The organism is Nocardia farcinica, from assembly GCF_001182745.1.
Taxonomy (GTDB): Bacteria; Actinomycetota; Actinomycetes; order Mycobacteriales; family Mycobacteriaceae; genus Nocardia; species Nocardia farcinica.
Genome location: NZ_LN868939.1, coordinates 778205 through 803712, shown reverse-complemented (window position 1 = coordinate 803712; position 25508 = coordinate 778205). Strand labels below are relative to the sequence as shown.

The window sequence follows — 25508 nt, the reverse complement described above, 5'->3', positions numbered from 1 at the left end:
GGTGCGCGGAGCGAGGTCTAGGACGAGTAGTCCTTGCGCAGCTGGACCTTGACGACCTTGCCGCTGGCGTTGCGCGGCAGTTCGGCCACCACCACGAGATCCTTGGGGTGCTTGTAGCGCGCCAGGTTCTCGTTGAGGAACGGCTCGAGTTCGTCGAGGGTGAGCTCGTCGTCGGGGTTGTTCAGCGCCACGATGGCCACCGGCACCTCGCCCCACTTGTCGTGCGAGCGGCCGATGACGGCGGCCTCACGGATCTTCGGGTGGCTGAAGAGCACGTTCTCCACCTCGGCGCAGTAGATGTTCTCGCCGCCGGAGATGATCATGTCCTTCTTGCGGTCGACCACCCAGACGAAGCCCTCCTCGTCGGTGCGCACCAGGTCGCCGGAGTGGAACCAGCCACCTTCGAACGCGTCCGCGGTGGCCTCGGGCTTGTTCCAGTAGCCCTGCATGAGGGTCGGGCCGCGGTAGACGATCTCGCCGACCTCGCCGGGGGCGACGTCGTTCATCTCGTCGTCGACGATGCGCACCTGGATGGTGGGGATCGGCTTGCCCACCGAGCCGAGCTTGCGCAGCGCGTCCTTGCCCTCGAGTACGCAGGTGATCGGTGACATCTCGGTCTGACCGAACACCGCCACGTTCTGTGCTTCGGGGAAGCACTCGGCCATCGCGCGCAGCACCGAGTCCGAAGCGGGGGCGGCACCCCAGCTGAGCATCTTCAGCGCCAGTTTGCGCTGCTTGACGGTGGGCTCGGCGCAGATGGCCTGCCACTGCGCGGGCACGCAGAAGGCGGTGGTCGCCTGCTCGGCCTCGACGGCGTCGAGGAACTCGGTGGGGTTGAACGCGCCCAGCGGATGCAGCACGGTCTTGGCGCCGAGCATGAAGTACGGCGCGAGGCTGCCCAGGCCCGCGATGTGGAACAGCGGGGAGGTGCAGAAGCCGACCGATTCGGGCGTGATCTCCATGGCCCGGATACAGGTCAGTGCCTGGGCGTTCATGTTGGCGTGGGTGAGCACCGCGCCCTTGGGGCTGCCGGTGGTGCCCGAGGTGTACATGATCAGCGAGGGGGTGTCCTCGGGGATGTCGAGGGGGGCGTGCGGTGCGCCGTCCTCGGCGAGGGCGTCGTCGTAGCCGAGCACGCCCTCATCGCTCCGGCCGCCGATCACCACGAGCGTTTCCAGCGCGGGCGCGTCGGCGCGCACCGCGGCGGCCAGCGGCTGCAGCATGGTGTCGGTGACGATCGCCTTCGCGCCGCTGTCGCTGACGATGTAGGCGACCTCGGGCGGGGTGAGGCGGAAGTTCACCGGCACCGCGATCGCGCCGAGGGCGTTGATGCCGAAGACGGCCTCGATGTATTCGGGGTAGTTCAGCGCCAGGATCAGCACCCGGTCGCCGAAGCCGACTCCGCGGCGGGCCAGTGCGTCGGCGAACTTCTCCGAGCGCTCGTGCAGCTGCTTCCACGTGGTGTCGACACCTTTGAACCGCAGCGCCACCGCGTCGGGCCGCATGAGCGCATGCGTGGCGAGCTGGTTGTTCCAGTGATTGCGTCGCGACCGGATGGGCTCGTCGAGCGCCTGTGCACCAGTGGTCATCCCACGTACTCCTTCTCGGCCGTCCTGTGCCATCCCGGGTGGCCGGCATCATCGACGGGCTGAACTGAGACGAGAATAACAACTAACTTCTTCGAGCGGCAAGGGCGGATGAGATGAATCGACGTTAATCCTCTCGATGGCACGGTCGTGCCACTCGCAACACTTCCACCTGGGCAAACATTCGCTTCCGCCCGGCGTCCAGGCGCCTCAACAGGCGAGAGAAGCCGAACAAGTATGCGAATCCTGGCTTACTTACGGGTTGAACGCCGGGAGTAGGTCGTGTCACCATCGTGGCGGCAGGGCGGACTGGCACGCCCGCGCGAGACAGAGGAGAAGCGCAATGCTGCGTACCAGGTTCACCGAGGAGTTCGGCATCGAGCACCCGATCGTGCAGGGCGGCATGATGTGGGTCGGCCGGGCCGAACTCGTCGCCGCGGTCGCGAACGCGGGCGGCCTCGGTTTCCTCACCGCACTGACCCAGCCCACCCCGGACGATCTGCGCAAGGAGATCGAGCGCACCCGGGCACTCACCGACAAGCCCTTCGGCGTCAACGTCACGATCCTGCCCTCGATCAACCCCCCGCCGTACGCGGAGTACGTGCGGGCCATCATCGAATCGGGCATCACGATCGTCGAGACCGCGGGCAGCAACCCCGAGCCCTACCTGCCGTACTACAAGGAAGCCGGCATCAAGGTGCTGCACAAGTGCACCAGCGTGCGGCACGCGCTCAAGGCGCAGAAGATCGGCGTCGACGGCGTCAGCATCGACGGCTTCGAATGTGCCGGGCACCCGGGTGAGGACGACATCCCCGGCCTGATCCTGATCCCCGCCGCCGCTCGCGTGCTCGAGATCCCGATGATCGCCTCGGGCGGCATCGCCGACGCCCGCGGCCTGGTCGCCGCGCTGGCCCTCGGCGCCGACGGGGTGAACATGGGCACCCGCTTCCTGTGCACCCAGGAATCCGGCATCGCGCAACAGGTCAAGGAACAGATCGTCGCCAACAGCGAACTCGACACCCAGCTGATCTTCCGCACCATGCACAACACCGCCCGCGTCGCCGACAACGAGGTCAGCCGCAAGGTCGTCGAAATCGAGAAGGCCGGCGGCACTTTCGAGGACGTGCGCGAGCTCGTGGCGGGGGCGCGCGGGCGCCGGGTCTTCGAGGAGGGCGACCTGGACGCGGGCATCTGGTCCGCGGGCCTGGCCCAGGGCCTCATCCACGACATCCCCACCTGTGCCGAGCTGATCGGCCGGATGGTCGAAGAGGCCGAGCAGCTGATCCGGTCCCGGCTGGCCGACGTCGTCGTGGCCTGATCGGTTCGCTCGGCCCCCGGGCGCGCCTGGCTCAGCCGCGCGCCCGGGCCACGACGGCGGCGTGGTCGTGGGCGGCGATGATCTCGATCGCGGCGGGGAGCGCGTGCAGGCGGTGGATGGTGGCGAACGCGGCCTCGCGGTCGGCGTCGAAGAGCAGGCCGGGCATGGGGGCCTTCTCGCGCAACAGGCGAACCTGCAGGTTGCTCCACACCGCGTCACCGGCCAGCAGCACGCGGGTGCCGTCGTCGACGGCGAGCAGCACCCCGATGCTGCCCGGCGTGTGCCCGGCCAGGTCGACCAGCAGCACCGAGCCGTCGCCGAACAGATCCCTGCTGCGCGCGAAGCTCAGCACGGGCGGACCGTCGAGTTCGACGGTGTCGAATTCGCGGCCGAGCAGCGGGCCCCGTGCCACCCCCAGTGGCGCGCGCGGGCCATCCATCGCCCAGTCCCGTTCGATCGCGGGCAGCCGGATCGGCACCGATCCGGGCAGCTCGAGCAGACCGGCCACGTGATCCCAGTGCAGATGGGTGGCGATCACGAAATCCACGTCGTCACCGGTCATTCCGACGGCCGCGAGCGCGTCGGCCAGGCCGCGCACCGGCTTTTCCGGTCCCACCAGCAGCGGCACCGGGAACGGCAGTTCGCGCAGCACCCGCCGCTGCGCCTCGGCGCACATCGCGGGGTCGACGAGGAACCGCGCGCGGGGATGTTCCACCAGGAACGCGGCGTAGGTCATCGGCACCTCGCGCAGGCTGCGTACCCCCTCGGCCACGAGGATCTCCGGCGCCGACGTGCGTGCCTGGGTCAGTGCCGTGAGCCGCACCTCGGCCCGCGCGGGCGGGGGATCGGCCAGGGTGATGCCGGCGAGCAGCGCCCGGTCGGGGCGACGCGGACGGAGCAGCCGCGGTGGGGTGGCCGCCAGGGCGGTGCAGCAGCGCAACACGGTGGGCAGCGTGGGAGTACGCACCGCCCGTGGCGCGAGTTCGGAGTCGGGCACGGATGCCACGGTAGGCGATCGGCGCCACCACGGGTAGGGCCGCCGCGACACGCGACAGCTCCGGTCGGATCGCGGCGTGTCGCGAAAGGGCAACGGGCACAGGCGAAGACGCCTGCCGAGCGGGCCGGGGGTGCGGCATAATCGCGGGGGAACCGCGCACGGCCGACCGGCGCCGGGGAGGGAGGACGCGATGCGTGGCAGTTCCGCCGCCTCGATGGTCCGCGCGATGCGATGACAGCCGGTTCCGTTTCCCCGCCCCGGCGGTGTCCTCCGGTGGCCGTCATCGGCATGGGCTGCCGCCTGCCCGGCGTCGGCCACCTCGACGACCTGCGCCGCCCGCCGGGCACCGACGTGCCCGTCGCCGGGGTCGACGTGTTCGACAGCGAGTGGTTCGGCCTCACCGCGCCGCAAGCGGCCGTGCTCGATCCGCGGCTGCGGTTGGCGCTCGAGGTGGTGGTCGAGGCGATCGACGACGCGGGGATCGGATACCGGCTGCGCGGGTCGGACGCGGCGGTCGTCGTCGCGGTGCGTCCCGGGCGCGATCAGCCCGAGAGCGGTCGTGCTGATTCCGCTCCGGCACAGGGTATTTCGCGGCTGTTCGAGCTGTACGGGCCGAGTTCGCCGGTGGTGACGGACCGTGGGGAGTGCGCGGTCGAGTCCGGTATCCGGTTGCTGGTGGACCGGGCGGTGCCGTGGGTCATCGTGGTGGGGGTCGATGTCGAACCCGACGATGCCGTGGACGGCGCTGTGGCACAGCGTGATCCGGTTGCCGCGGGTGAGTCGCGCCGCGCCGGTTGTGCTGTGCTGGTGCTCCAGCGCGTCGCGGATGCCCGGCGCGCGGGTTCTCGCGTCCACGCCGTGCTCGAGATCGACGACGGCAGGTCGGTGGGTGAGGCCGCGGTCGGTTCCGACCCGTTGCCCGCAGCACGATCCGTCATGCGGGTGCTGCGCGCGATCGTGTCGATGGAGTCGGAGACCCGCGCACTCGACCACGGTGCAACGGCTACATCCACCGGTGCAGCGCAGCCCCTGCTGCCCAACGAAATCCGCAGCGGCAGCGGCAGCGGCAGCGGCAGCGGCAGCGGCAGCGGCAGCGGCAGCGGCAGCGGCAGCGGCAGCGGCAGCGGCAGCGGCAGCGGCAGCGGCAGCGGCAGCGAGGAGGGTACCGGATGGGGCGGCAAGGGAACGCGGGTTCCCGGTAGCCGGATCACGGTGCTTCGCAATGCGGCTCAGGCGCTTCCGCGCTCGATCGACCCACCGGTCGTCATCGCCGTCTCCGGCCGGGATCGGCGCGAACTCGGCACGACCGCCCTGCGTCTGGCCCATCACCTGCGCTACGCCGCGCCGCACGACCGGGCCCGTGGCGATCGGCTCGCGCTGCACGAACTGGCCTGCGCCACCACCCGTCAACTGCCGCTCGCCCTCCGTGCCGCCGTGCTCGCCGCCGACCTGGGCGAGGCCGATGCCCGCCTGCGCGCGCTCGCGGCGGGCGCGACCGGGGCCGGCATCGTCGCGCCACGCCCACGGCACCGCGGCGGCCTGCTGTTCGTCTTCGCCGGCCCCAGCGAACCCGGTCCGCGTCTCGGCCGAGCGCCGGCCGCCCGGTTCCCCGCCTACGCCGAGGCGGTGGCCGCGATCGCCGACGCGATCCGGTCGGCGGGTGGTCCACGGATCTGGACAGCGCGCTTCGGCTTCCGGGTCGCCCCGGACAGCGGGTGGGCCGGACCGGCCTTCGCCCACCTGGCCACCTTCGCGCACCAGGTGGCCGTGGCCCGCCTGCTGGAAGCCTGGGACGTGCAGCCGAGTGGCGTCTGCGGGTACGGGGCGGGCGAGATCGCCGCCGCTGCCGTCAGTGGTGCCCTGACCACGGCCGACGCGGCGCGGGTCGCCGTCGAGTACAGCAGGACCGTGGCACATCGGGTGCCGCGGCACATCGACACCGAGCCGACCCCACCGCAGTGGGAGAACCTCGACCGATCCGGCGCCGCGCAGACCCACCCCTGGTCCTCGGCGCTCCTCCTGGCCTCCATCGACGAGGCTGCCCGGCTGGTCGCGCCGCTGCGCCACACGGTGACCATAGCCGCCGCCCGCGGCCCACAATCGGTGGTCATCTCCGGGTACCCGCCCGACGTCGACACCGTCGTGCGGCGGGCGATGCGACGGGGCCTACGTGCCCGCGCACTCGGCCGGGACCACCCGGCGGATCCGGTGGCGGGCGCTGAACTGGCGGGACACCTGGCCGGCTTGACCCCCCGCACGCCGCGCATCCCGTTCTACTCCACTGTCCGCCGGGGCGGGTTGCTCGCCGGGGCGGCGACCGACGCCGCATACTGGGGCGCCAACCTCGGCGACGCCGTCCATCTCGACGCGGCGCTCGTTCGCGCGATCGACGCGGGAGCATCGTCGGTGCTCACGATCGGTCCGAGTACCGAACTCGCCGCCGCCGTGGAAGGTTTCGAGCAATTCGCCTCGTCGACCTACACCACGGGTGGCGACGACGAGGCCGCCGCGTTGCTGCACGCCCTGGCCGCGCTGCATGCCGAGGGCCGCCGCGTCGACTGGGCACGGCAGGGTCCCTTCACGGTCCCACCGCCACGGCGCCGCTGGCGGCACACCGCCGTCGGCTCACCGTTACCGGCCGTGATCGCCGGAGCCGAACCGGATTTCGATCATCCCGGGGTGATCGACCACCTGTACGGCGGCCGTCCGGCCGTGCCCGTCGGATACTGGGTGAGCGCGTTGCTGCACCTGGCCCGGCGGCACGCGGCGAGCGAGATGCTGACCGATCTGGCGCTCGGTCGTCTCGTCGCACCAGATGACTTGCGCCAGGCGCGATTCCGGGACGACGGCCCGGGTGGCTTCCGGGTCACGGTGCCCGACGGTACGGCGGCCGACGGTACCGGCCCCGACGGTACGGTGGCCGTGGCCCGGCCGGTGCCGGGGCCGACGCCCGCCGACATCGTCGATTGGATGCGGCTCGTGGACGACGGCCGAACCGCCCGGCGCCGCCTCCGGCCGCTGGGCCCCGGCGCCTACTACACGTCGCTGCGACGCCACCGCGTCGAGTACGGCCCGCGATTCCCGATTCCGGAACGGATCGAGACCGGCGGTGGCCGCACCTTCGGCGTCCTGAGCACCGACGGCGAGGCATCGATCGCGGTCGAACAGTGCCTGCACCTGGTGGTCGCCGCCGCGCGCGACATGCTGACCGGCAAGCTCGTTCCGGAGGTGTCCGCGATCGGCACGGTGTGGCTGGCTCCGGACGGCGGCGCGGCCGTCGAGGCGCACGCCACCGTCCGGGAACGCGCACCGCACGCACTGACCGGTGACGTCGTGGGCACCGACCGGGACGGCGTGCCGCTGCTCGCGCTGCGCGACGTCCGCATCCGGTTCCGCGAAGGGGACGACGCCGCGACGGTCCGGCCCGCGGAGAGCGCGCCCTTCCGCACCCAGGTGTGGCTGCCGGTCACCCCGGCTCCCGGCGCCGGCCACGGCGAACCGGCGCGGCTGCTGGTGGTGGGCGATTCCGCGACGGCGGCGCGGCTCGCGCGGGCGACCGACCGGACGATCCGCACCGACCTGTGCGCCACCCCGGAACCGGCGGCGCCCGACCACCACGCCGGGCACACGGCCGCCGTGCTCGTCTGGCCGCACGGCACCGACGCCACCGCCGCCGCGGCCGCCCACCACGCCCTCGACGTGTTGCGGCGTCTCCGGGAACGCTGTCGCGGACAACTCACCCTCGTCCTGCCCCGCCCCGCCCTCCGTGGCGGAGCGGACGCCGAATCCGCCTGGGCCGCAGCGGCCCTCGCCCGCACCCTGCGCGCGGAAACGGGTACCCCGGTGCGCGTGGTGTGGGCCGACGACGACCCGCCCACGCTCGCGCGCCTCGCCGACCTGCTCACCGGACGCCACATACTCGACGACCCGGAACTACGTATCGGCGCCGACGGCGTCACCGCACGTCGGCTCCGTGCCGTACCGGCAGATCCGTTGCCCGCGCCCCGGATCGATCCGGGCGGCACCTACGTGGTGACCGGTGGGCTCGGGCGACTCGGCGCGGTCGCGGTGCGCTGGCTGCTCGACGCGGGCGCGCGTGACGTCGTCGTCCTCACCCGGGCGCCTCGGCCGGTGCCCGCGCCCCTCGACGGCCTCGAGGATCGGTTCGTGGTGGTCCGCTGCGATGTGGCCGATCGCGCCGAACTCGCGGCCGCGCTCGGTGACATCCGCGAGGACGGCGCCACCATCCGCGGACTCGTCCACGCCGCGGAGGTTTTCGAGACCGCGGCGTTCGCCGAGGTGACAGCGGGGCAGCTCACCCGGCTGTTCGAGCCGAAGGTCACCGCCGCGCGGCACCTCCTGGCGCTCACCGCGCACGACCCGACCGACTTCGTCCTGCTGTTCACCTCGGCGGCGGGCACCCTCGGCGCGCCGGGCCGCGCCGCCTATGCCGCCGCGTCGGCAGCGGCCGATGCGCTCGCGGGCGGGCGACGCCGGGTGCTCGCTCTCGGCTGGGAGATCCGGCGGCAGCCGGGTGGCGAACCCGCCGACCTCGATGGTGCGGCCGTTCGGCGCGGTGCGGAGCTGCTCGGGGCGGCGCTGCGCCACCGCGTGCCGCATCTGCTGATCGGGAGCGGGGAGATCGAATGAGGAAATTCAGGAGTCGCGGCGACCGAGCAGGCGATCGGTCTCGCGGCGTTCCCGTTTCGTGGGCCGACCGGACCCGCGGTCGCGCCGCGGCATGGCGGCGAGGAGTTCCTTCGGCGGAGGCGGCGGACTGCGGTCGATCAGGCATTGGGCGGCGATCGGAGCACCGACCCGTTTGGTGACGATCCGCTCGACGATCACGATGCGCTCGGTGCCGCCGACTCGGATACGCACCTCGTCACCCGGGCGGACCGGCTGCGCCGGTTTCGCGGTGGCCCCGTTGACTCGGACGTGACCACCGCGGCAGGCTTCGGCTGCCGCGGACCGGGTCTTGAACAGCCGCACCGACCACGTCCAGGAATCGACCCTGGCCTGCGTCGGTGCGTCGTGTTCTCGGTGCGGCACCCGATCCAGATTAGTCGGCGATGCGGCGCGCGGTGACGACCATGTCGGGGCGCAGCGGGGTGTAGGACACCGGCTGACCGGACTGCACCGCGTTGAGGAGCTTGCCGTCACCGGCGTACAGGCCGACATGGCCGCCGCCGTTGGTGACCACGATGTCACCGGGGCGCAGGTCCTCGAAGGCGACCGGGGCACCGACATGCGACTGTTCGAAGCTGGTGCGGGGGAGCTCGATACCCGCCTGCCGGTAGGCCCACTTCACCAGGCCGGAGCAGTCGAAGGTGGACGGGCCCGCCGCGCCCCACGAGTACATGGCGCCGACCTTGGTCTTGGCGGCGTCGAGGGCGATGTCACCGGGCGTCGTCTGCTGGAACGGCGCCGGGATCTGGAAGCTGGGGAACTGGGGAGCGGCCAGCGGCGCCTGCTGCACGCCACCCTGCGGGGCGGCCAGGGCCTGCTGCAGCTGCTGGTTGAGCTGCTGGACGGGCTGTTCGAACTCCTGCGGCACCGGGACGTCGAAATCGCCGAGGCCGGGAATGTTGACCGTGGCGGCCATCGCGGGAACAGCGGGCATCGCGCCGGTCGCAGCAACTGCGCCCATGACGAGAGCACCCTTCACGGAATTCGGCAGCCGCGATTCCCGCTGCAAGCTGTGTTTACCCACCGAGCTGAGTCTCCGATCTTCCTTGCTCTCCCGCCGACCGGTTCACCCGACGGGTTCGGGCCGGGAAGATCGGCCCTACCGCGCAGGCTGTCGACCTGGCGCGGATTCACCCCAGTGCGCTGTGGGTATCCCCGGCACGGCAGCCGAGATCACACTGGCCCCGACAGCCGTTAAGGCGGTGACTCAGTGGCGCCCTCCTCTTCCGAAGCGACACCCTCCACTAAGTCACGAGAAGATTACGACGTCGCGACCCTGTTGTCCAGCGCACAGACCTGCGATTTCGCGACGCTGTGAAAATTCCCTGGACAGCCGCCGAGACCGCTGGGAGACCGTTACATAACACTTCGATATCGCCCGCTCCACGCGGCGTTTCCGGCTGGCACCCCGATCGGGATCAGCGCTGTTCAGGCGGCAATCGGTCGGCGAGGGCGCGTTCGAGAACGGCGATCCGGCGCTGCGCGTCGCCGAGTGCCACCTCCAGTTCGCCCACCGCGATGAGCAGCGGACCGACGACGAGATCGGCGACGAGTTCCGGAGCCTGGAAATCCTCGTCCTCGAGCGCCTGTAGCAGGGCGGCCTTGATGACACTCGCCTTCCGGGCACCGGCGGGCACGGCCCAGCCCGCGACGACCTCGGCGGTGGTGGCGGGGACCTGCTCCTCGGACATGAGCTCCGATGGTAGCCACCTCGGGTGGCGGACCCGCATCAACGATAGCCAAATCTACGACTTGCCAAATACATCGGAAGATTTCTCGATGGTCACGCGGTACGGTGTCGGGGCATGGACCCCGTGCGCAACCCGTATGCCCCGGGAGCGGGTCAGCGCCCGCCGGAACTCGCCGGACGCGACAAGCAGCTCCAGGCCTTCGACATCGTGCTGGAGCGGGTGGCCCGGGGCCGCCCCGAGCGCAGCGTGATGCTCACCGGTCTGCGCGGCGTGGGAAAGACCGTGCTGCTCAACCAACTTCGCTCCGCCGCCATCTCGCGCGGCTGGGGCACCGGCAAGATCGAGGCCCGCCCCGACCAGGATCTGCGCAGGCCGCTGTCCTCGGCGCTGCACATGGCGACCAGGGCGGTGGCGATGGCGCATCGCAACCAGGAACGGGTCGACGATTTCCTCGGCATCCTCAAGGCCTTCGCCCTGCGCGCCACCGCGGACAAGGGGATGCGGGAGCGGTGGCAGCCCGGCATCGACGTGCCCGCGGTCTCGGGCCGGGCCGATTCCGGCGACATCGAGATCGACCTGGTCGAATTGCTCAAGGAGGCGGCCGCGCTCGCCGGCGACATCGGCGTCGGGATGGCGATCTTCATCGACGAGATGCAGGATCTGGGCGCCGCCGACATCTCCGCCATCTGCGGTGCCTGCCACGAACTCAGCCAGGACGGTGCGCCATTGATCGTGGTGGGCGCGGGCCTGCCGCACCTGCCCGCGGTCCTCTCCGCCTCCAAGAGCTACTCGGAGCGGCTGTTCAGCTACCACCGCATCGACCGGCTCGATCGCGAGTCCGCCGACCAGGCACTGATCGCACCGGCCGAACGCGAGGACGTGACGTTCACCCCCGAGGCGCTCGCCGCGCTCTACCAGAAGGCCGACGGTTACCCGTATTTCGTGCAGGCCTACGGCAAGGCCACCTGGGATCAGGCGCCGGAGAGCCCGATCACCGCCGAGGACGTGGCGGTCGCGGCCCCCGCGGCGGAGGAGGAGCTGGCGGTCGGCTTCTTCGGCTCCCGCTACGAGCGGGCCACGCCGGCCGAGCGCGAGTACATGCGGGCGATGGCGGATCTGGCCGGCGACGACGGGCCGGTGGCCACCTCGGCGGTGGCGGCCGAGCTGGGCCGCAAACCCGCCTCGCTCTCGCCCGCGCGGGACGGCCTGATCAAGAAGGGGCTGATCTACTCCGCCGAGCGCGGCACCATCGGGTTCACGGTGCCGCACTTCGGCCGCTACCTGCGGAGCGTGTGATCAGCCCTTTCTACTCATTTCTAGCTCCAATCCAAGACATACCGAGAAAGCGGCATGGATTCACCGCGCCCGCGGATCTGTCGAGGAATCTTCCGCGATCTAGCCGGATTATTAGACATCTGTAGAGTCTGCCGACTTCAGATGCCGGGCGAAGAACCGGTTCGCATCGTCTCCCTCGAACCACGGGACTCCGGTGTGCCCGCCCATGTTGGCGTGCAGGGTTTTCTCCCGCGATCCGAGCGCGTCGAACACCTCCAGCGCCTGTCGCCGGTCGTTTCCCTCGTCGTCCCACTGCAGCAGGACCAGCAGCGGAATCCGCACCTGCCGGGCTTCGTCGAGCATGACGCGCGGCACGTAACTCCCGGCGAACAGCACGGCTGCCGCGATGCGCGGTTCGACCAGCGCCAGCCGGATGCCGAGCGCGAACACCCCGCCCGAGTAGCCGACCGGTCCGCCGATGCCGGGCACCGCGAGCAGCGCGTCCAGGGCGGCCCGCCATTCCGGGGCGGCCTGCTCGACCAGCGGGAGTACGAGCCGGTCGACGATCTCGTCGGCGACCGGGGCCCCGGCCGCGACCGCTTCGCGCAGCTCGGCCCTGGCCTCGTCGGCGGCGACGGAACGGGGGCGCTCACCGCAGCCGGGGAGTTCGATGGTCGCCGCGGCGAAGCCGTTCGCCACGGCGTGCACCGCCCGGGCCACCAGCCGCGGATACATGGTGGGCAGGCCGCCGGGATGACCGACCAGGACGAGCGGGGCCGGTGCCGACCCGAAGCCGGGCGTCCAGAGGATTCCGGGAATGTCGCCGAGGACGAATCTGCGTTCGAGGACGCCGCCGCGGCCGGATGCGGAATCGAGGTGCTGTTCGGAAGTGAATTGCACGGTCGTGCCTTTCGGGAGTGCAGTCGAGCGGCGCTCCCGGACGACCTATCGTCCGACCGTGACCCCGCAGGGGAGCACCCATGTCGATTCGTTCACCGGGTACCACCTCCTCGTTCGCTCGCACGGCCCCCGAAACGTAGCAGCGCGGGACGAGCACGCCAACATCTTTTCCGGTGCCATCGTTCCGGTCCTTCCGGCCGTCGGCACGCGGTTCCTTCCCACCGCGCTGCCGATGATTCCTAAATCTTCCCTCATCTAGTCTTGAAGCTAGAATTCAATAGAAATTTCTCGACGGGGAACGAGATGCTCGCAGCCCCCGGGCCGCCTTCACCCCCACCTATCGCTCGGTAACCCCGCCCGCAACGAGGCGCAAGATCACCACCACGCCGAATTTGCTTGTACCACAACGCTTCAGCCGACGCACCCGGTTGCGGAGCATTCCCAGCGCGCGGCACCCAACGCCTGTGAGCAATCACCAAGCAATCGTCGCGCCCGGTATTCCACGAGACTGATCGCGATTCCTTCTGTACTGTGTTGTAGATCACGTTGTGTGGTGGGTCACACGACTCGGTCATGCGCGGCCTGGGCAGATTCGTCCGATCCGGTCCGCGGCCGGGTCCGCACGTCCGCCAGGAACACAGGAGGTAACGATGACACGCAGCGATATCGCCGAACTGCGCTACGCGGTCAACCAGCTCCGGCAATCCATCGGCGCACTGCGCACCCACTACGGCGACGCGAACACCGTGCGCCGACTGGAGAACGACCTCGAGCGGCTGATGATCGACGCCGACGAGTTCGAGCAGGCGCCGCCGCCGGAGATCCGCCGCAGACCGCAGGACACCATCTACGTCCCGGACAGCAAGTCCGACGAAGCGGCCTGGATGGGCGCCCAGGACGAGGGGCTCGGCTTCCACTCCCGCCCGCGCACCACCTGACACCGGACCACCCCGTCGTGGGCCGCCACCGTCCGGCGCCGGTCCGCGGCAGGCTCCGCACGCGCCGAACACCTGCGTGGTCGGATGCATCTGCGCAGTCGGATGCACGCTGCGTGGTCGGAGGCATCTGCGTGGTCGGAGACGGAACGCAGCCTCGGCGTCGACGGCGACCGAGTTCGGCCAGTTGACGTGCCGGTCGGTGCCGCCACCCATCCCCCTGTCGACGAAGACCCGAGAACATCTGCCCGCGGCCGAACCGCCGCCCGCGCGGCGACGATCACCCGCCATCCCCGTGGCGAAATGTGGCGCAAATCACCCCTCCGACCGCCCGGGTAGATCGGCGAGACCGCACTCATGCGATAGCCGCGGTGACGTAAGGTGCTGTGCATCACATAAGATCGCGGACGGCATCGATACCCGCCCGCCGAGCGAAACAGCGAGGCGTTCTCCCGTGAGTGCCGCACCGACCGTCGTCCCCGAGGCGGGGACGGGCGTATTCAGCAAGACCCGAGCCCGCATCGCCGAGCGCACCCTCCGCACCGATCGCTGGTGGCTGCCACCGCTGATCACCGTGCTCGGCCTGGGCGCCTTCGTCGTCTACGCGACGATCAGATCCTTTGTGCGAACGGCCTATTGGGTTCCCGAGTACCACTACCTGACGCCGTTCTACTCGCCGTGCCTGAGCGCTTCCTGCGTGCCGGGCTCGAGTCACTTCGGCCAGCCGTTCCCGGAACTGCCGATGTGGATCCCGCTCGGTTTCGTGGTGCTGCCGTTCCTGCTCGGCTTCCGGCTGACCTGCTACTACTACCGCAAGGCGTACTACCGCTCGGTGTGGTTCTCCCCGCCCGCCTGTGCGGTGGCCGAGCCGCACCGGCGCTACACCGGCGAGACCAGGTTGCCGTTGATCGTCCAGAACGCCCACCGCTACTTCTTCTATGTGGCGCTGGTGGTTTCGGTGATCAACACCTACGACGCGCTGGTCGCCTTCCACGGCGCCGACGGGGGTTTCGGGTTCGGGTTGGGCAACATCGTGCTGCTCGGCAACGTGATCCTGCTGTGGGCCTACACGCTGTCGTGTCACTCCTGCCGGCACATCGCGGGCGGACGGCTCAAGCACTTCTCCGCCCACCCGGTGCGCTACTGGTTCTGGACCCAGGTCTCCAAGCTCAACACCCGGCACATGGCACTGGCCTGGACCACGCTCGGAACCCTCGTGCTGACCGACTTCTACGTCATGTTGGTCGCCAGCGACACCATTTCGGACCTGCGGTTCATCAACTGACCCGCCCCAGCTTCAGGAGTATTCGCGGCAATGCCAGAAGTGGAACGGCACAACTACGACGTGGTGGTCATCGGGGCGGGCGGCGCGGGCCTGCGCGCGGTCATCGAGGCGCGCGAGCGCGGCCTGTCGGTGGCGGTGGTGTGCAAGTCGCTGTTCGGCAAGGCGCACACGGTGATGGCCGAGGGCGGCTGCGCGGCCTCGATGGGCAACGCCAACGAGAAGGACACCTGGCAGACCCACTTCAAGGACACCATGCGCGGGGGCAAGTTCCTCAACAACTGGCGCATGGCCGAGCTGCACGCGCAGGAGGCGCCGGACCGGGTCTGGGAGCTGGAATCCTATGGGGCGCTGTTCGACCGGACCGCCGACGGCCGGATCAGCCAACGCAACTTCGGCGGGCACACCTACCCGCGCCTGGCGCACGTGGGCGACCGCACCGGCCTCGAGATCATCCGCACCATGCAGCAGAAGATCGTGGCGCTGCAACAGGAGGACCACGCCGCGACCGGCGACTACGAGGCGCGGATCAAGGTCTTCGCCGAATGCACCGTCACCGAGCTGTTGACCGATTCCGGCCGCATCGCGGGCGCGTTCGGGTACTGGCGGGAGTCGGGCAAGTTCGTGCTGTTCGAGGCGCCCGCGGTGGTGCTGGCCACCGGCGGCATCGGCAAGTCCTACAAGGTCACCTCGAACTCGTGGGAGTACACCGGTGACGGGCACGCGCTGGCACTGCGCGCGGGCGCGACGCTGATCAACATGGAGTTCCTGCAGTTCCACCCGACCGGCATGGTCTGGCCGCCGAGCGTCAAGGGCATCCTGGTCACCGAGGGCGTGCGCGGCGACGGCGGGGTGCTGAAGAACTCCGAGGGCAAGCGCTTCATGTTCGACTACATCCCGGGGGTCTTCAAGGGCCAGTACGCCGAGACCGAGGCCGAGGCCGATCAGTGGTTGAAAGACAACGACTCGGCCCGCCGCACCCCCGACCTGCTGCCGCGCGACGAGGTCGCCCGGGCGATCAACGAAGAGGTCAAGGCCGGGCGCGGCACCGAGCACGGCGGCGTGTTCCTCGACATCGCCTCGCGGCTGCCCGCCGAGGAGATCAAGCGCAGGTTGCCGTCGATGTACCACCAGTTCAAGGAGCTGGCCGACGTCGACATCACCAAGGAGCCGATGGAGGTCGGGCCGACCTGTCATTACGTCATGGGCGGTATCGAGGTGGACCCGGACACCGGCGCGGCGAGCGTGCCCGGCCTGTTCGCGGCCGGTGAGTGCTCGGGCGGCATGCACGGTTCCAACCGGCTCGGCGGCAACTCGCTGTCGGACCTGTTGGTGTTCGGCCGGCGCGCCGGGCTGGGCGCCGCCGCCTATGTCGAGCAGCTCGACGCGCGGCCGCAGGTCTCGGACGCGGGGGTGGCCGCGGCGGCGCGTACCGCCGTCGCGCCGTTCGATCCGCCCGCGGACGGGCGCGGGGAGAACCCCTACACCCTGCACACCGATCTGCAGCAGGTGATGAACGACCTGGTCGGCATCATCCGCAAGGAGCACGAACTCGAGCAGGCGATCGAGCGGCTGGGCGAGCTGCGGGAGCGCTTCGCCAACGTCACCGTCGAGGGCCATCGGCAGTTCAACCCGGGCTGGCATCTGGCGCTCGACCTGCGCAACATGCTGCTGGTCAGCGAATGCGTGGCGCAGGCGGCACTACAGCGGACCGAGAGCCGCGGCGGGCACACCCGCGACGACTACCCGACGATGGACCCGGCCTGGCGCAACAAGCTGCTGGTGTGCGCGGTCGATCCGGACGACGCCGAGGCCGTCGTGCCGCGGGTGCGGGTGACGCCGAAGGATCAGACGCCGATGCGCCCGGACCTGCTCGCGCTCTTCGACCTGGCCGAACTCGAGAAGTACTACCACTCGGCCGAACTCGCGGGGCATCCCGCCGGCGCGGGACCGGCCACGGAAGGTGAGGCCTGACCATGGGTTACGACGCCAAATTCCGCGTCTGGCGCGGAGACGAGACCGGTGGCGCGCTCCAGGATTTCACCGTGGAGGTGAACGAGGGCGAGGTGGTGCTCGACATCATCCACCGCCTGCAGGCCACCCAGGCCCCCGACCTGGCGGTGCGCTGGAACTGCAAGGCGGGCAAGTGCGGCTCGTGTTCGGCGGAGGTGAACGGTCGGCCGCGGCTGCTCTGCATGACCCGGATGTCGACCTTCACCCGCGACGAGCTCGTCACCGTGACGCCGATGCGCACGTTCCCGGTGGTCCGGGATCTCGTCACCGATGTGTCGTTCAATTACGAGAAGGCCAGGGAGATCCCGTCGTTCACCCCACCCCCGGAGTTGAAGCCGGGGGATTACCGGATGAAGCAGGTCGACGTCGAGCGATCGCAGGAATTCCGGAAATGCATCGAGTGTTTCCTGTGCCAGAACACCTGTCACGTCGTGCGTGATCACGAGGAGAACAAGCAGGCGTTCGCGGGCCCCCGATTCCTGATGCGGATCGCGGAACTGGAAATGCACCCGCTCGATGTCGCCGATCGCAGGCAGCTCGCGCAGGACGACCAGGGCCTGGGCTACTGCAACATCACCAAGTGCTGCACCGAGGTGTGCCCGGAGAACATCAAGATCACCGACAACGCGCTGATCCCGCTCAAGGAGCGGGTGGCCGATCGCAAGTACGATCCGCTGGTCTGGTTGGGCAACAAGCTGTTTCGGCGCTGATCCGGCCGGCACCGGCCGGGTGGCACCCGGCCGGTCGGCGCACCCCTGTCAGCACGCGTCGGCTACGGCGCGACACTCCTGCGGCGCGACATTCACAGTGTCGCGACCACGCCGACTGCGACCGCCCACACCAGCAGGCCCACGAAAAGGGCGGGAAGAAACGCGCTGGTGAGGACGTACACGCCCACCGTCGACACCGCGAAGAGCAGCGCAACGATGAGCCATTCCACCCAGTCGCTCGGCCGCAGTTTCCGGTACCGTGGCGGGTAATTCTTCAACCCACGGTCCATGTATTCCGGTTACCCGAGGCGGTCCGGACATAAACCCCGTTTCGTTGCCGAATGTGCGTCCATTCGTGATCTTCGCCCCGGCGTTTCGCGCCCTCACCTGCCGATGTGCCCGGCCTGGGCGGCGTACTCCTTGGCCGCCTGCCGCAGCATGCGCCTGCTGGCCTGCGCATCCAGCGCGTAGTGCCGCAGGCAGTCGTGGGCGGCCTCGAAGCGGGCCACGTCCTGCGGCCGCTCCAGATACAGGTCCCCGGTGAAGCCGGCGACGTGCACCAACGGTGGCTCGACGGTGCGCCCCGCGCCCGCACCGAAGCGGAGCACGGTGAACGCGCCGGTCTGCTCGCCCACGGGCAGGCCCGCGGCGAACGGCAGCACCAGCACGGTCACGTTCGGACGCGTACCGGTGTCGGCGAGTTGACGCAGCTGTGCGGCCATCATTTTGGGGCAGCCGACGATGCGGCGCAGCACCGCTTCGTGGACCACGGCCGTGAGCCGGGCCGGCGACTTCCTGGTCAGTACAGCCTGGCGTTGCACGCGCACCTGGACACGGTGGTCGAGTTCGACGTCGTCGGCGGAGGGCCGGGCGAGCCGCAGCAGCGCCCGGGCGTAATCCGGCGTCTGCAGCAGGGGTGGCACGAGTTCTGGCTGGTAGCAAGACAACTCGGCTGCGATCGCCTCGATGCCCGGATAGAGGTCGAAGTCCTCCGGGATCACCTCGCCGTGCGCGTGCCACCAGCTCGGGCCGGGGCTCTGCTGGGCCAGGCCGGTGAGCGCATCCCGCAGGTCGTCCGGAATGCCGTAGATGCGACAGAGTTCCTGGATGTCCAGGCTGCGGATCCGGTCGGCCTGCCCCTTCTCCAGGCGCTGCAAGGTGCTCGCGCCCCATTCCATCAGCCGCGCCGCCTCGGCGATGGTGAGACCGGCCTGGGTGCGCCAGTCGCGCAGGTAGCGGCCCAGCTGCCGCCGGGCGACCGCCGGACCCGCGCCCGCGGCGGTAGCCGTCCCGGCCGCGCGGGCCGGTTTCACTGCTGTGCGTGTGGAACTCGGTGCCAACGTCATCGCTCCGTTCTGTGCTCCTCCCCGGCGGGAGGGGCGAGCCGGGCGAACCCGCACGCTCATTCGCCGCGACGTCGCTCGGGTGCTCGTGCTACCGACGTGTTCATCCAATATGGGAAATCCTGCACCCCGGGATGGATGCCGTGCTGGGGATTCGCGGGAAATCTCGCGGATATCCCGCGAGCCGCCCGCCGACGCGCCGTAGCGATGGTGTGCTGGAAGTGTGCTCCCCGCTCGCCTGCGGGGACGAGCACCGTGAAAACCGTTCCCCGCGTGCGGGGATGAGCCCGAGGAGTCATGGCTGTGGATGTCATAGCGTCGCCGCCGGTGATCCGAGATGCGGCGGTGGCCTGATGCAGATCGCGAACCAGGGAATGTGGACGGCCGGGCTGCTCAGTTGCGGCAGCGATCCCGGCGTGATGACCACCGCGCAAGCACATTCGGCGATGCAACTCCACCTGGATTGCACCGTCGACCGCTGCCTGGTGCGCAGACGGGCCAGGGCGACCCTGGTCGAGGCGGGCAAATGCGTGCTCGACGAGCGCGCGCTCCGCATCTGATGCCGCTCGCCGCCGCGCGGGTCCGATGACTCGCCCCCTCGCTGCACGGTTCGCAGTCGGATCGTGAGGGGTGTCCGGCCACCGCCCGCGCGGCGGCACCCCGGCGCCGGGTGAGTTCAGCGCCGCAGTACCAGTCGAGTTCAGCACCCCGGCGCCGGTTGAACTCAGCGCATCAGCGCCGGTTGAACTCAGCGCATCAGTGCCAGCTGTGATCGGTGAGCGGCGTGCGCGGCCCGAACTTCGGTTTCCTGGCGTGCCCGCTCACCTCCAGCAATCGCACCACCCGATAACGGTGCGGCCGTAGCGGTTCCAGATACTCGACCATGCCGTCGTCGTCGAGGGGGCGACCGAGCAGCGTCCAGCCGATGATCGCGGCCAGGTGGTAATCGCCGACCGAGAGAGCGTCGGCGTCGCCGAAGGCGCGCTGGGCGATCTCGGCGGCGGTCCACACGCCGATGCCGGGGATCGTCTGCAGCAGGCGCGCGGCCTCGGCCGGGTCCGCGGCCGCGGTGCGCTCCAGCGCGTCGGCCACCGCGGCCGCGCGCACGATGGTCTGCGCGCGCTGCGGTCCGACGTTGGCGCGGTGGAACACCCAGGACGGCACCCGGCGCCAGGTGTCCGCATCGGGGGGCAGCAGCAGGCCGGCGGGCGCGGGGCCCGGTGCCGGTTCGCCGTAGCGGCACACCAACTTTCGCCACGACATGCGCGCCGAACGGGTGTGCACCTTCTGTTCGAGCACCGCGGGCACCAGCGCCTCGAACACCCGCCCGGTGCGCAGCATCCGCAGGCCGGGGAAGCGCCGGTGCGCGTCCCGGACCAGCGGGTGCTCGGGTGCGAAGCCGCTGAGGTCCTCGTCCAGGCAGAGCATCCGGGGCAGGTCGTCGAGGAATTCCTCGGCGCCCGGCCCCCATGCGGTCGCGTGCACGGTGTGGGTGTCGCCCTGCACCAGGCGGTAGGTCACCGCACCGCTGCGCAATCGGGAGGCGTGCCAGTGCCCGCCCGCCGCGTCACGATGCCGGCAGGGGTCGCCCGGTCCGCGCCGCAGCGGAGCGAGGGTGTGCGCGAGGTCGACGGGCCGCGCCGCGGTGAGCGTCCTGACCCGCCCGCGGTCGGTCGCTGTTGCCATCGGTTCGCGCACCGGTCCATTGTGCGCGCCCGGCGCGCGGCGGGCCGCGGACACCCCGCCATAGCCGTTCGATATGACGGATATAGATCACCGTTGCGTAACGAGCGTTCCGGTGTGGTCGATAACCGAGCGATCGGCAAACAGCTGGCATTCGCCACGAGGAGGTACCGGATGATCACCAACGCGCTCAACTGGCTGCTCAACGCCTGGGGTGGCGTCTCCGCGGGCAGCTCCGGCTATCAGATTCCGCCCGGCACGCTGCCGTTCGGTCTCTGAGCTCCGGCCGCATCGCCGGGCAGCAGGAACTGCGCGAGGTGCAGGCCGGGACGGCCGGTCAGCTGGGCGGCCTGGGTCCGGCAGGAGAAGCCGTCGGCCAGGAAGACGGCCTCGGGCGCGTCCCGCAGCGCGGGCGTGAGTGCGGTGTCGGCGATGGCGACCGAGATGTCGTAGTGGCCGGCCTGCATGCCGAAGTTCCCGGCCAGGCCGCAGCAGCCGCTGATCTCCCGCACCTGCGCGCCCGCGGCGGCTAACACCCGGCGATCGGCTGCGAAGCCGAGCACCGCGTGCTGGTGACAGTGCGGCTGAACCACCACCTGCACCCCGGAACGGTCCGGTGGCCGCCAGCCGGGGTGGTCGAGGAGGAATTCGGCCAGGGTGCGCACCGCACGCGCGGTCGGCGCGGCGCGCGGATCGTCCGGCAACAGGTCGGGGAGGTCGGCGCGCAGGGTCGCGGTGCAGGAGGGTTCGAGCCCGATCACCGTGCCGCCCGCGCGCACGTGCTCGTCGAGCGCGTCGAGGGTGGCGCGCAACCGCGCCCGCGCGCCGTCGAGCTGGCCGGTGCTGATCCAGGTGAGGCCGCAGCACACCCGCCTGGCCGGGATCCGCACGCGGTAGCCGAGGGATTCCAGCAGCGTGACCGCCGCGTGCGCGATCTCGGGGGCGAACGCGTCGGTGAAGCTGTCCACCCAGAGCATCACCTCCGGGCGGTCGGTTGCCGAGTGCGGTTGCCGGTGGTCACGACGGAAGCTCCGCCGGGCGAATCGCGGCAGCGGCCTGCGCGGATCCAGACCCGCCGCACGTAGTCCCCAGCGGCGCAGCAGGTCTCGTTCGGCGAGGGCGTTGACGAGTCGAGGGGCCCTGGTGGCCGCGGCCAGCCAGCGCGGCAGCATGCCGAGTGCGTAGTGGTCCGCGGGCCGCAGCCTGCCGCGATACCGCCGGTACAGCACCTCGGACTTGTAGGTCGCCATGTCGACCCCGGCCGGGCAGTCCGCGCTGCACGCCTTGCAGGACAGGCACAGGTCGAGCGATTCCGCGACGGCGGGCGAGTCGATCGCCACCGCTCCGCGCACCACCTCTTGCAGCACCCGGGCCCGGCCGCGGGTGGTGTCCTTCTCGTCACCGGTGGCCAGGTACGACGGGCACATGAACCCGCCCGCGGCCCGGGTGTCGGCGCGGCACTTGCCGACCCCGACGCAGCGATGGACCGCGGTGGAGAGGTCGCCGTCGTCGCGCGGGAAGGCGAAACCACCGGCCTGTGGCATCGGGGGGAGTCCGGCCAGGCGCAGGTCGGCGTCGACCGGACGGGGCCGGACCAGGACGCCGGGATTGAGCACGTCGTCCGGATCGAACAGGGCCTTGAACTCCGCGAAGGCGTCGAGCACGGCGGGGGAGTACATCACGCGCAGCAACTCCGAGCGGGCCCGGCCGTCGCCGTGCTCACCCGACAGCGAGCCGCCGTACCGCACCACCAACTCGGCGGCGTCGAACAGGAAGTCACGGAACCGGCGGGGCGCGTCGGTGATCGGCAGGTCGAGCCGCACGTGGATGCAGCCGTCGCCGATATGCCCGTAGAGCAGGCCCTCGACGCGGTGCTCGGCGGTGAGGGCGGCGAAATCGCGCAGGTAGGCCCCGAGACGGTCGGGCGGGACCGCGGCATCCTCCCACCCCGGCCAGGCCGGTTGCCCGGCGGCGGTGCGCCCGGCCAGTCCCGCGCCGTCGGCCCGGATGCGCCACAGGGTCGCGGCCACGGCCGGGTCGGTGACGATGCGCGATTCCAGCGCGTGCGCGGCGCGGCAGAGCCCGCGCGCGGCGTCGAGCGCGTGCCCGGGGTCGGCGCCGCCGGTCTCCACGAACAGCCAGGCACCGCCGCGCGGCAGCTCGGGCACCGTGCCCCGATGCGCACGCACCACGTCCACCAGGCCCGCGTCGATGCCCTCCACCGCGATCGGCGCGCACGACAGCACCGCGGCCACGTCGTCGGCGGCGGTGGCGATGTCGGGGTAGCCGAGCACGGTCAGCACGGTCGCACCGGGCAGCGCCACCAGGTCGAGTTCGGCGTCCAGCAGCAGGCCGCAGGTGCCCTCGGTACCGACGAACGCCTTCGCCACGGCCGAACCGCGTTCGGGCAGCAGGTGTTCCAGGCCGTAGCCGGATGCCTGCCGGTCGAAGCGGCCGAGTTCGGTGCGCAGCAGGGCCAGGTGCGTACGGGTGTAGTCGGCCAGGCCGGGAACGGCGGCGGGGTCGGCGGCGAGCACGCGTTCGGCGCCGGTGCCGTCGAGGACGCGCAGCGCGCGCACGTTGTCGGCGGTGCGGCCCCAGGCGACCGCCCGCGGGCCGCAGGCGTTGTTGCCGATCATGCCGCCGAGGGTGCAACGGTTCTGGGTGGAGGGGTCGGGGCCGAAGCGCAGGCCGTGCGGGCGGGCGGCGCGCTGCAGGTCCGACAGCAGCACGCCGGGTTGCACGCGGGCGATCCCGGCGTCCGGATCGAGCGCGTGGACGCGGTGCAGATGCCTGCTGAAATCCAGGACCAGTCCGGTGCCGACGGCGTTGCCCGCCACCGAGGTGCCCGCGCCGCGGGCGGTCACCGGCAGGCCGTTGTCCCGGGCGAACACGAGGGTGGCCGCCACGTCCTCGGCGCTGCGCGGGAACACCACCGCGGCCGGCGGCACCCGGTAGTTGGAGGCATCGGAGGAGTACTCGGCGCGGCGCCGCTCGGAGGCGTCGACCTCGCCGTCGAGCCGGGCGCGCAGCGCAGCCAGGAGCCGTTCCTCGGTCATCCCGGTCAGCCTAGCGAGCGAGGGGTGGCGGTGTTCGCCCACGGCGGACAGCGAAAGGTCGCGGAATCGTCTTGCCCTGAACTTTGGTTGAGGTCTTAGTGTCGGTGGCCAGGAGTGGAATGGGCGGGGTCGAGAGGGAGCTGACGTGAGTATCGAATCGGTGGCGTGGAGCCAGATGTACCGGCAGGCGAACGCGCCGGAGGAGCAGCGGCCGTTCCGTGCCGCCACCGCCGAACGCATCCTGCGGTTCGCGGCGCCGCACCGCCGCCGCATCGGGGTGTTCCTGCTGCTCAGCGTGGTCGCCGCGCTGCTGGCGGTGGCGACACCGGTGCTGGCGGGCCGGGTGGTCGACGGCATCGTCGGCGCCTCGCCGCCGCGGACGGTGGTGCTGCTGGCCGCGGCCATCGGCCTGCTCGCGGTCGCCGACGCCGGGCTCGGACTGGTGATCCGGTGGTTGTCGGCGCGCATCGGCGAGGGTCTGATCCTGGATCTGCGCCGCGCGGTGTTCGACCATGTGCAGCGGATGCCGGTCGCGTTCTTCACCCGTACCCGCACCGGCGCGCTGGTGAGCAGGCTCAACAACGATGTGATCGGGGCGCAGCGCGCCTTCAGCGACACGCTCTCCGGGGTGGTCACCAACCTGGTCACCCTGGCGCTGACGCTGGCGGTGATGGTGAGCATCTCCTGGCAGATCACCCTGCTGGCGCTGCTGCTGTTGCCGGTGTTCGTGCTGCCCGCCCGCCGGATGGGCAACCGGCTCGCCGCCATGCAGCGCGAGGCCGCCCGGCTCAACGCGGCGATGAGCACGCAGATGACCGAGCGGTTCTCCGCGCCCGGCGCCACCCTGGTGAAGCTGTTCGGCCGCCCCGAGCAGGAGTCCGACGAGTTCGCGGTGCGGGCGCGGCGGGTGCGCGACATCGGGGTGCGCACCGCCATGCTGCAGACGGTGTTCGTCACCTCGCTGACGCTGGTGTCGGCGCTGGCGGTGGCCTTGGTCTACGGGCTCGGCGGCTGGTACGCGCTGGTCGGGCGGCTCGACGCCGGTGCCGTCGTCGCGCTGTCGCTGCTGCTGACCAGGCTGTACACCCCGCTCACGGCGTTGGCCAGCGCGCGGATGGAGATCATGGCGGCGCTGGTGAGCTTCGAGCGGGTCTTCGAGGTGCTGGACCTGAAACCGCTCATCGAGGACGCGCCGGGCGCGGTCCCCGTGCCCGACGGCCCGGTCGATCTCGAACTCGACGGGGTCCGCTTCGGGTACCCGTCGGCGGACAAGGTGTCGCTGGCTTCGCTCGAGGAGGTCGCCACGCTCGACACCCGCGGCGGCGTGGAGGTGCTGCACGACATCTCGCTGCGGGCCGAGCCGGGACAGATGGTGGCGCTGGTCGGCTCCTCCGGCGCCGGGAAATCCACCATCGCCCAGCTCGTTTCGCGGCTGTACGACGTGGACTCCGGTGCGGTGCGGCTGAACGGGGTGGACGTGCGGGAGATCAGCGCGCGGTCGCTGCGTGAGACGGTCGGCCTGGTCACCCAGGACGGCCACCTGTTCCACGACACCATCCGGGCCAACCTGCTGCTGGCGCGGCCCGAGGCCGACGAGGCAGAGCTGTGGGACGCGCTGCGCCGGGCCCGCTTGGCCGACCTGGTGGAGTCGCTGGCCGACGGGCTCGACACCGTGGTCGGCGAGCGCGGCTACCGGCTCTCCGGGGGCGAGCGCCAGCGCTTGACCATCGCGCGCCTGCTGCTCAAGCAGCCGCGCCTGGTGATCCTCGACGAGGCCACCGCCTCGCTGGACTCCACCTCCGAGGCCGCCGTACAGGAAGCGCTGACCGAGGCACTGGACGGTCGCACGGCGCTGGTGATCGCGCACCGGCTCTCGACCATCCGCGCCGCCGACAAGATCGTGGTGCTCGAGCACGGCCGGATCGTCGAACAGGGCACGCACACCGAACTGCTCGCCGCCGACGGCCGGTACGCGCAGCTGTACCGCACCCAATTCGCGGACCCGGTCGAGCTGGCGGCGTGAGCGG

20 protein-coding genes and 1 riboswitch are annotated in these 25508 nt (G+C 70.9%); of the genes, 10 read left to right on the top strand and 10 right to left on the bottom strand.

Annotated elements, in window-relative coordinates:
* Positions 1–17: 17 nt before the first annotated feature.
* Positions 18–1589 carry a fatty-acid--CoA ligase FadD5 gene (gene fadD5, locus AMO33_RS20745; RefSeq protein ID WP_011212124.1) on the bottom strand — a complete coding sequence of 524 codons (1572 nt, stop codon included), beginning with the start codon at positions 1587–1589 and terminating at the stop codon, positions 18–20.
* A 340-nt stretch (positions 1590–1929) separates the two neighbouring features.
* On the opposite strand from fadD5, the gene AMO33_RS20740 reads away from it, so the two are divergent.
* Positions 1930–2904 (top strand): NAD(P)H-dependent flavin oxidoreductase, encoded by a 975-nt coding sequence (locus AMO33_RS20740; protein ID WP_060593954.1) that lies wholly within the window; start codon positions 1930–1932, stop codon positions 2902–2904.
* A gap of 31 nt (positions 2905–2935) precedes the next feature.
* Here AMO33_RS20740 and AMO33_RS20735 read toward each other — a convergent pair whose 3' ends face one another.
* Positions 2936–3901 (bottom strand): MBL fold metallo-hydrolase, encoded by a 966-nt coding sequence (locus AMO33_RS20735; protein WP_231857929.1) that lies wholly within the window; start codon positions 3899–3901, stop codon positions 2936–2938.
* A 273-nt stretch (positions 3902–4174) separates the two neighbouring features.
* On the opposite strand from AMO33_RS20735, the gene AMO33_RS20730 reads away from it, so the two are divergent.
* Positions 4175–8551, top strand: a complete 4377-nt coding sequence (locus AMO33_RS20730) for an SDR family NAD(P)-dependent oxidoreductase (RefSeq protein ID WP_060593953.1) — start codon at positions 4175–4177, stop codon at positions 8549–8551.
* 6 nt (positions 8552–8557) lie between these two features.
* On the opposite strand, the gene AMO33_RS20725 is transcribed toward AMO33_RS20730, so the two are convergent.
* From AMO33_RS20725 to AMO33_RS20715, 3 genes are all read right to left on the bottom strand, one after another.
* The gene (locus AMO33_RS20725; RefSeq protein ID WP_011212128.1) at positions 8558–8953 is read right to left on the bottom strand and encodes an RNA-binding S4 domain-containing protein; all 396 of its coding nucleotides are present in this window, start codon (positions 8951–8953) and stop codon (positions 8558–8560) included.
* Positions 8954–8963: 10 nt separating this feature from the next.
* Positions 8964–9551, bottom strand: coding sequence for a C40 family peptidase (locus AMO33_RS20720; protein ID WP_050768356.1), 588 nt, complete (start codon positions 9549–9551; stop codon positions 8964–8966).
* A 79-nt stretch (positions 9552–9630) separates the two neighbouring features.
* Positions 9631–9802, bottom strand: a riboswitch (cyclic di-AMP (ydaO/yuaA leader).
* A gap of 206 nt (positions 9803–10008) precedes the next feature.
* A complete protein-coding gene (locus tag AMO33_RS20715; RefSeq protein WP_228789923.1) occupies positions 10009–10281 on the bottom strand; it encodes a hypothetical protein in 273 nt (90 codons plus the stop codon).
* Positions 10282–10395: 114 nt separating this feature from the next.
* Between AMO33_RS20715 and AMO33_RS20710 the strand changes: the two genes are divergently transcribed.
* Positions 10396–11577, top strand: a complete 1182-nt coding sequence (locus tag AMO33_RS20710) for an ATP-binding protein (RefSeq protein ID WP_011212131.1) — start codon at positions 10396–10398, stop codon at positions 11575–11577.
* Between the two features lie 111 nt (positions 11578–11688).
* Here AMO33_RS20710 and AMO33_RS20705 read toward each other — a convergent pair whose 3' ends face one another.
* A complete protein-coding gene (locus AMO33_RS20705) occupies positions 11689–12456 on the bottom strand; it encodes a dienelactone hydrolase family protein (protein WP_060593951.1) in 768 nt (255 codons plus the stop codon).
* Between the two features lie 650 nt (positions 12457–13106).
* Here AMO33_RS20705 and AMO33_RS20700 point away from each other — a divergent pair.
* The 4 genes from AMO33_RS20700 (at position 13107) to AMO33_RS20685 (ending at position 17396) form a co-directional block, all read left to right on the top strand.
* Positions 13107–13394, top strand: coding sequence for a hypothetical protein (locus tag AMO33_RS20700; protein ID WP_011212134.1), 288 nt, complete (start codon positions 13107–13109; stop codon positions 13392–13394).
* Between the two features lie 451 nt (positions 13395–13845).
* Positions 13846–14676 carry a hypothetical protein gene (locus tag AMO33_RS20695; protein ID WP_011212135.1) on the top strand — a complete coding sequence of 277 codons (831 nt, stop codon included), beginning with the start codon at positions 13846–13848 and terminating at the stop codon, positions 14674–14676.
* Positions 14677–14706: 30 nt separating this feature from the next.
* The gene (locus tag AMO33_RS20690; protein WP_011212136.1) at positions 14707–16647 is read left to right on the top strand and encodes a fumarate reductase/succinate dehydrogenase flavoprotein subunit; all 1941 of its coding nucleotides are present in this window, start codon (positions 14707–14709) and stop codon (positions 16645–16647) included.
* Positions 16648–16649: 2 nt separating this feature from the next.
* Positions 16650–17396 (top strand): succinate dehydrogenase/fumarate reductase iron-sulfur subunit, encoded by a 747-nt coding sequence (locus tag AMO33_RS20685; protein WP_011212137.1) that lies wholly within the window; start codon positions 16650–16652, stop codon positions 17394–17396.
* Positions 17397–17488: 92 nt separating this feature from the next.
* Here AMO33_RS20685 and AMO33_RS20680 read toward each other — a convergent pair whose 3' ends face one another.
* Positions 17489–17686, bottom strand: coding sequence for a hypothetical protein (locus AMO33_RS20680; protein ID WP_011212138.1), 198 nt, complete (start codon positions 17684–17686; stop codon positions 17489–17491).
* A 93-nt stretch (positions 17687–17779) separates the two neighbouring features.
* Complete coding sequence (locus AMO33_RS20675; RefSeq protein WP_240327271.1) at positions 17780–18742, bottom strand: helix-turn-helix domain-containing protein; 963 nt, start codon at positions 18740–18742, stop codon at positions 17780–17782.
* Positions 18743–19092: 350 nt separating this feature from the next.
* Here AMO33_RS20675 and AMO33_RS20670 point away from each other — a divergent pair, with 350 nt between their 5' ends.
* The gene (locus AMO33_RS20670; protein WP_041560508.1) at positions 19093–19299 is read left to right on the top strand and encodes a hypothetical protein; all 207 of its coding nucleotides are present in this window, start codon (positions 19093–19095) and stop codon (positions 19297–19299) included.
* 196 nt (positions 19300–19495) lie between these two features.
* Here the strand turns inward: AMO33_RS20670 and AMO33_RS20665 are convergent, their stop codons facing one another.
* On the bottom strand, positions 19496–20425 hold the full coding sequence (locus AMO33_RS20665) for a DNA-3-methyladenine glycosylase family protein (protein WP_041561489.1): 930 nt from the start codon (positions 20423–20425) through the stop codon (positions 19496–19498).
* Between the two features lie 114 nt (positions 20426–20539).
* Here AMO33_RS20665 and AMO33_RS31665 point away from each other — a divergent pair, with 114 nt between their 5' ends.
* Positions 20540–20701 carry a hypothetical protein gene (locus tag AMO33_RS31665; protein ID WP_159005588.1) on the top strand — a complete coding sequence of 54 codons (162 nt, stop codon included), beginning with the start codon at positions 20540–20542 and terminating at the stop codon, positions 20699–20701.
* On the opposite strand, the gene AMO33_RS20660 is transcribed toward AMO33_RS31665, so the two are convergent.
* Entirely contained in the window at positions 20665–23481 is a 2817-nt protein-coding gene (locus tag AMO33_RS20660) for an FAD-binding and (Fe-S)-binding domain-containing protein (RefSeq protein WP_060593949.1), read from the bottom strand. The two genes, AMO33_RS31665 and AMO33_RS20660, sit on opposite strands and share 37 nt — an antisense overlap.
* 145 nt (positions 23482–23626) lie before the next feature.
* Here AMO33_RS20660 and AMO33_RS20655 point away from each other — a divergent pair, with 145 nt between their 5' ends.
* The gene (locus AMO33_RS20655; protein ID WP_060593948.1) at positions 23627–25504 is read left to right on the top strand and encodes an ABC transporter ATP-binding protein; all 1878 of its coding nucleotides are present in this window, start codon (positions 23627–23629) and stop codon (positions 25502–25504) included.
* Positions 25505–25508 lie beyond the last annotated feature (4 nt).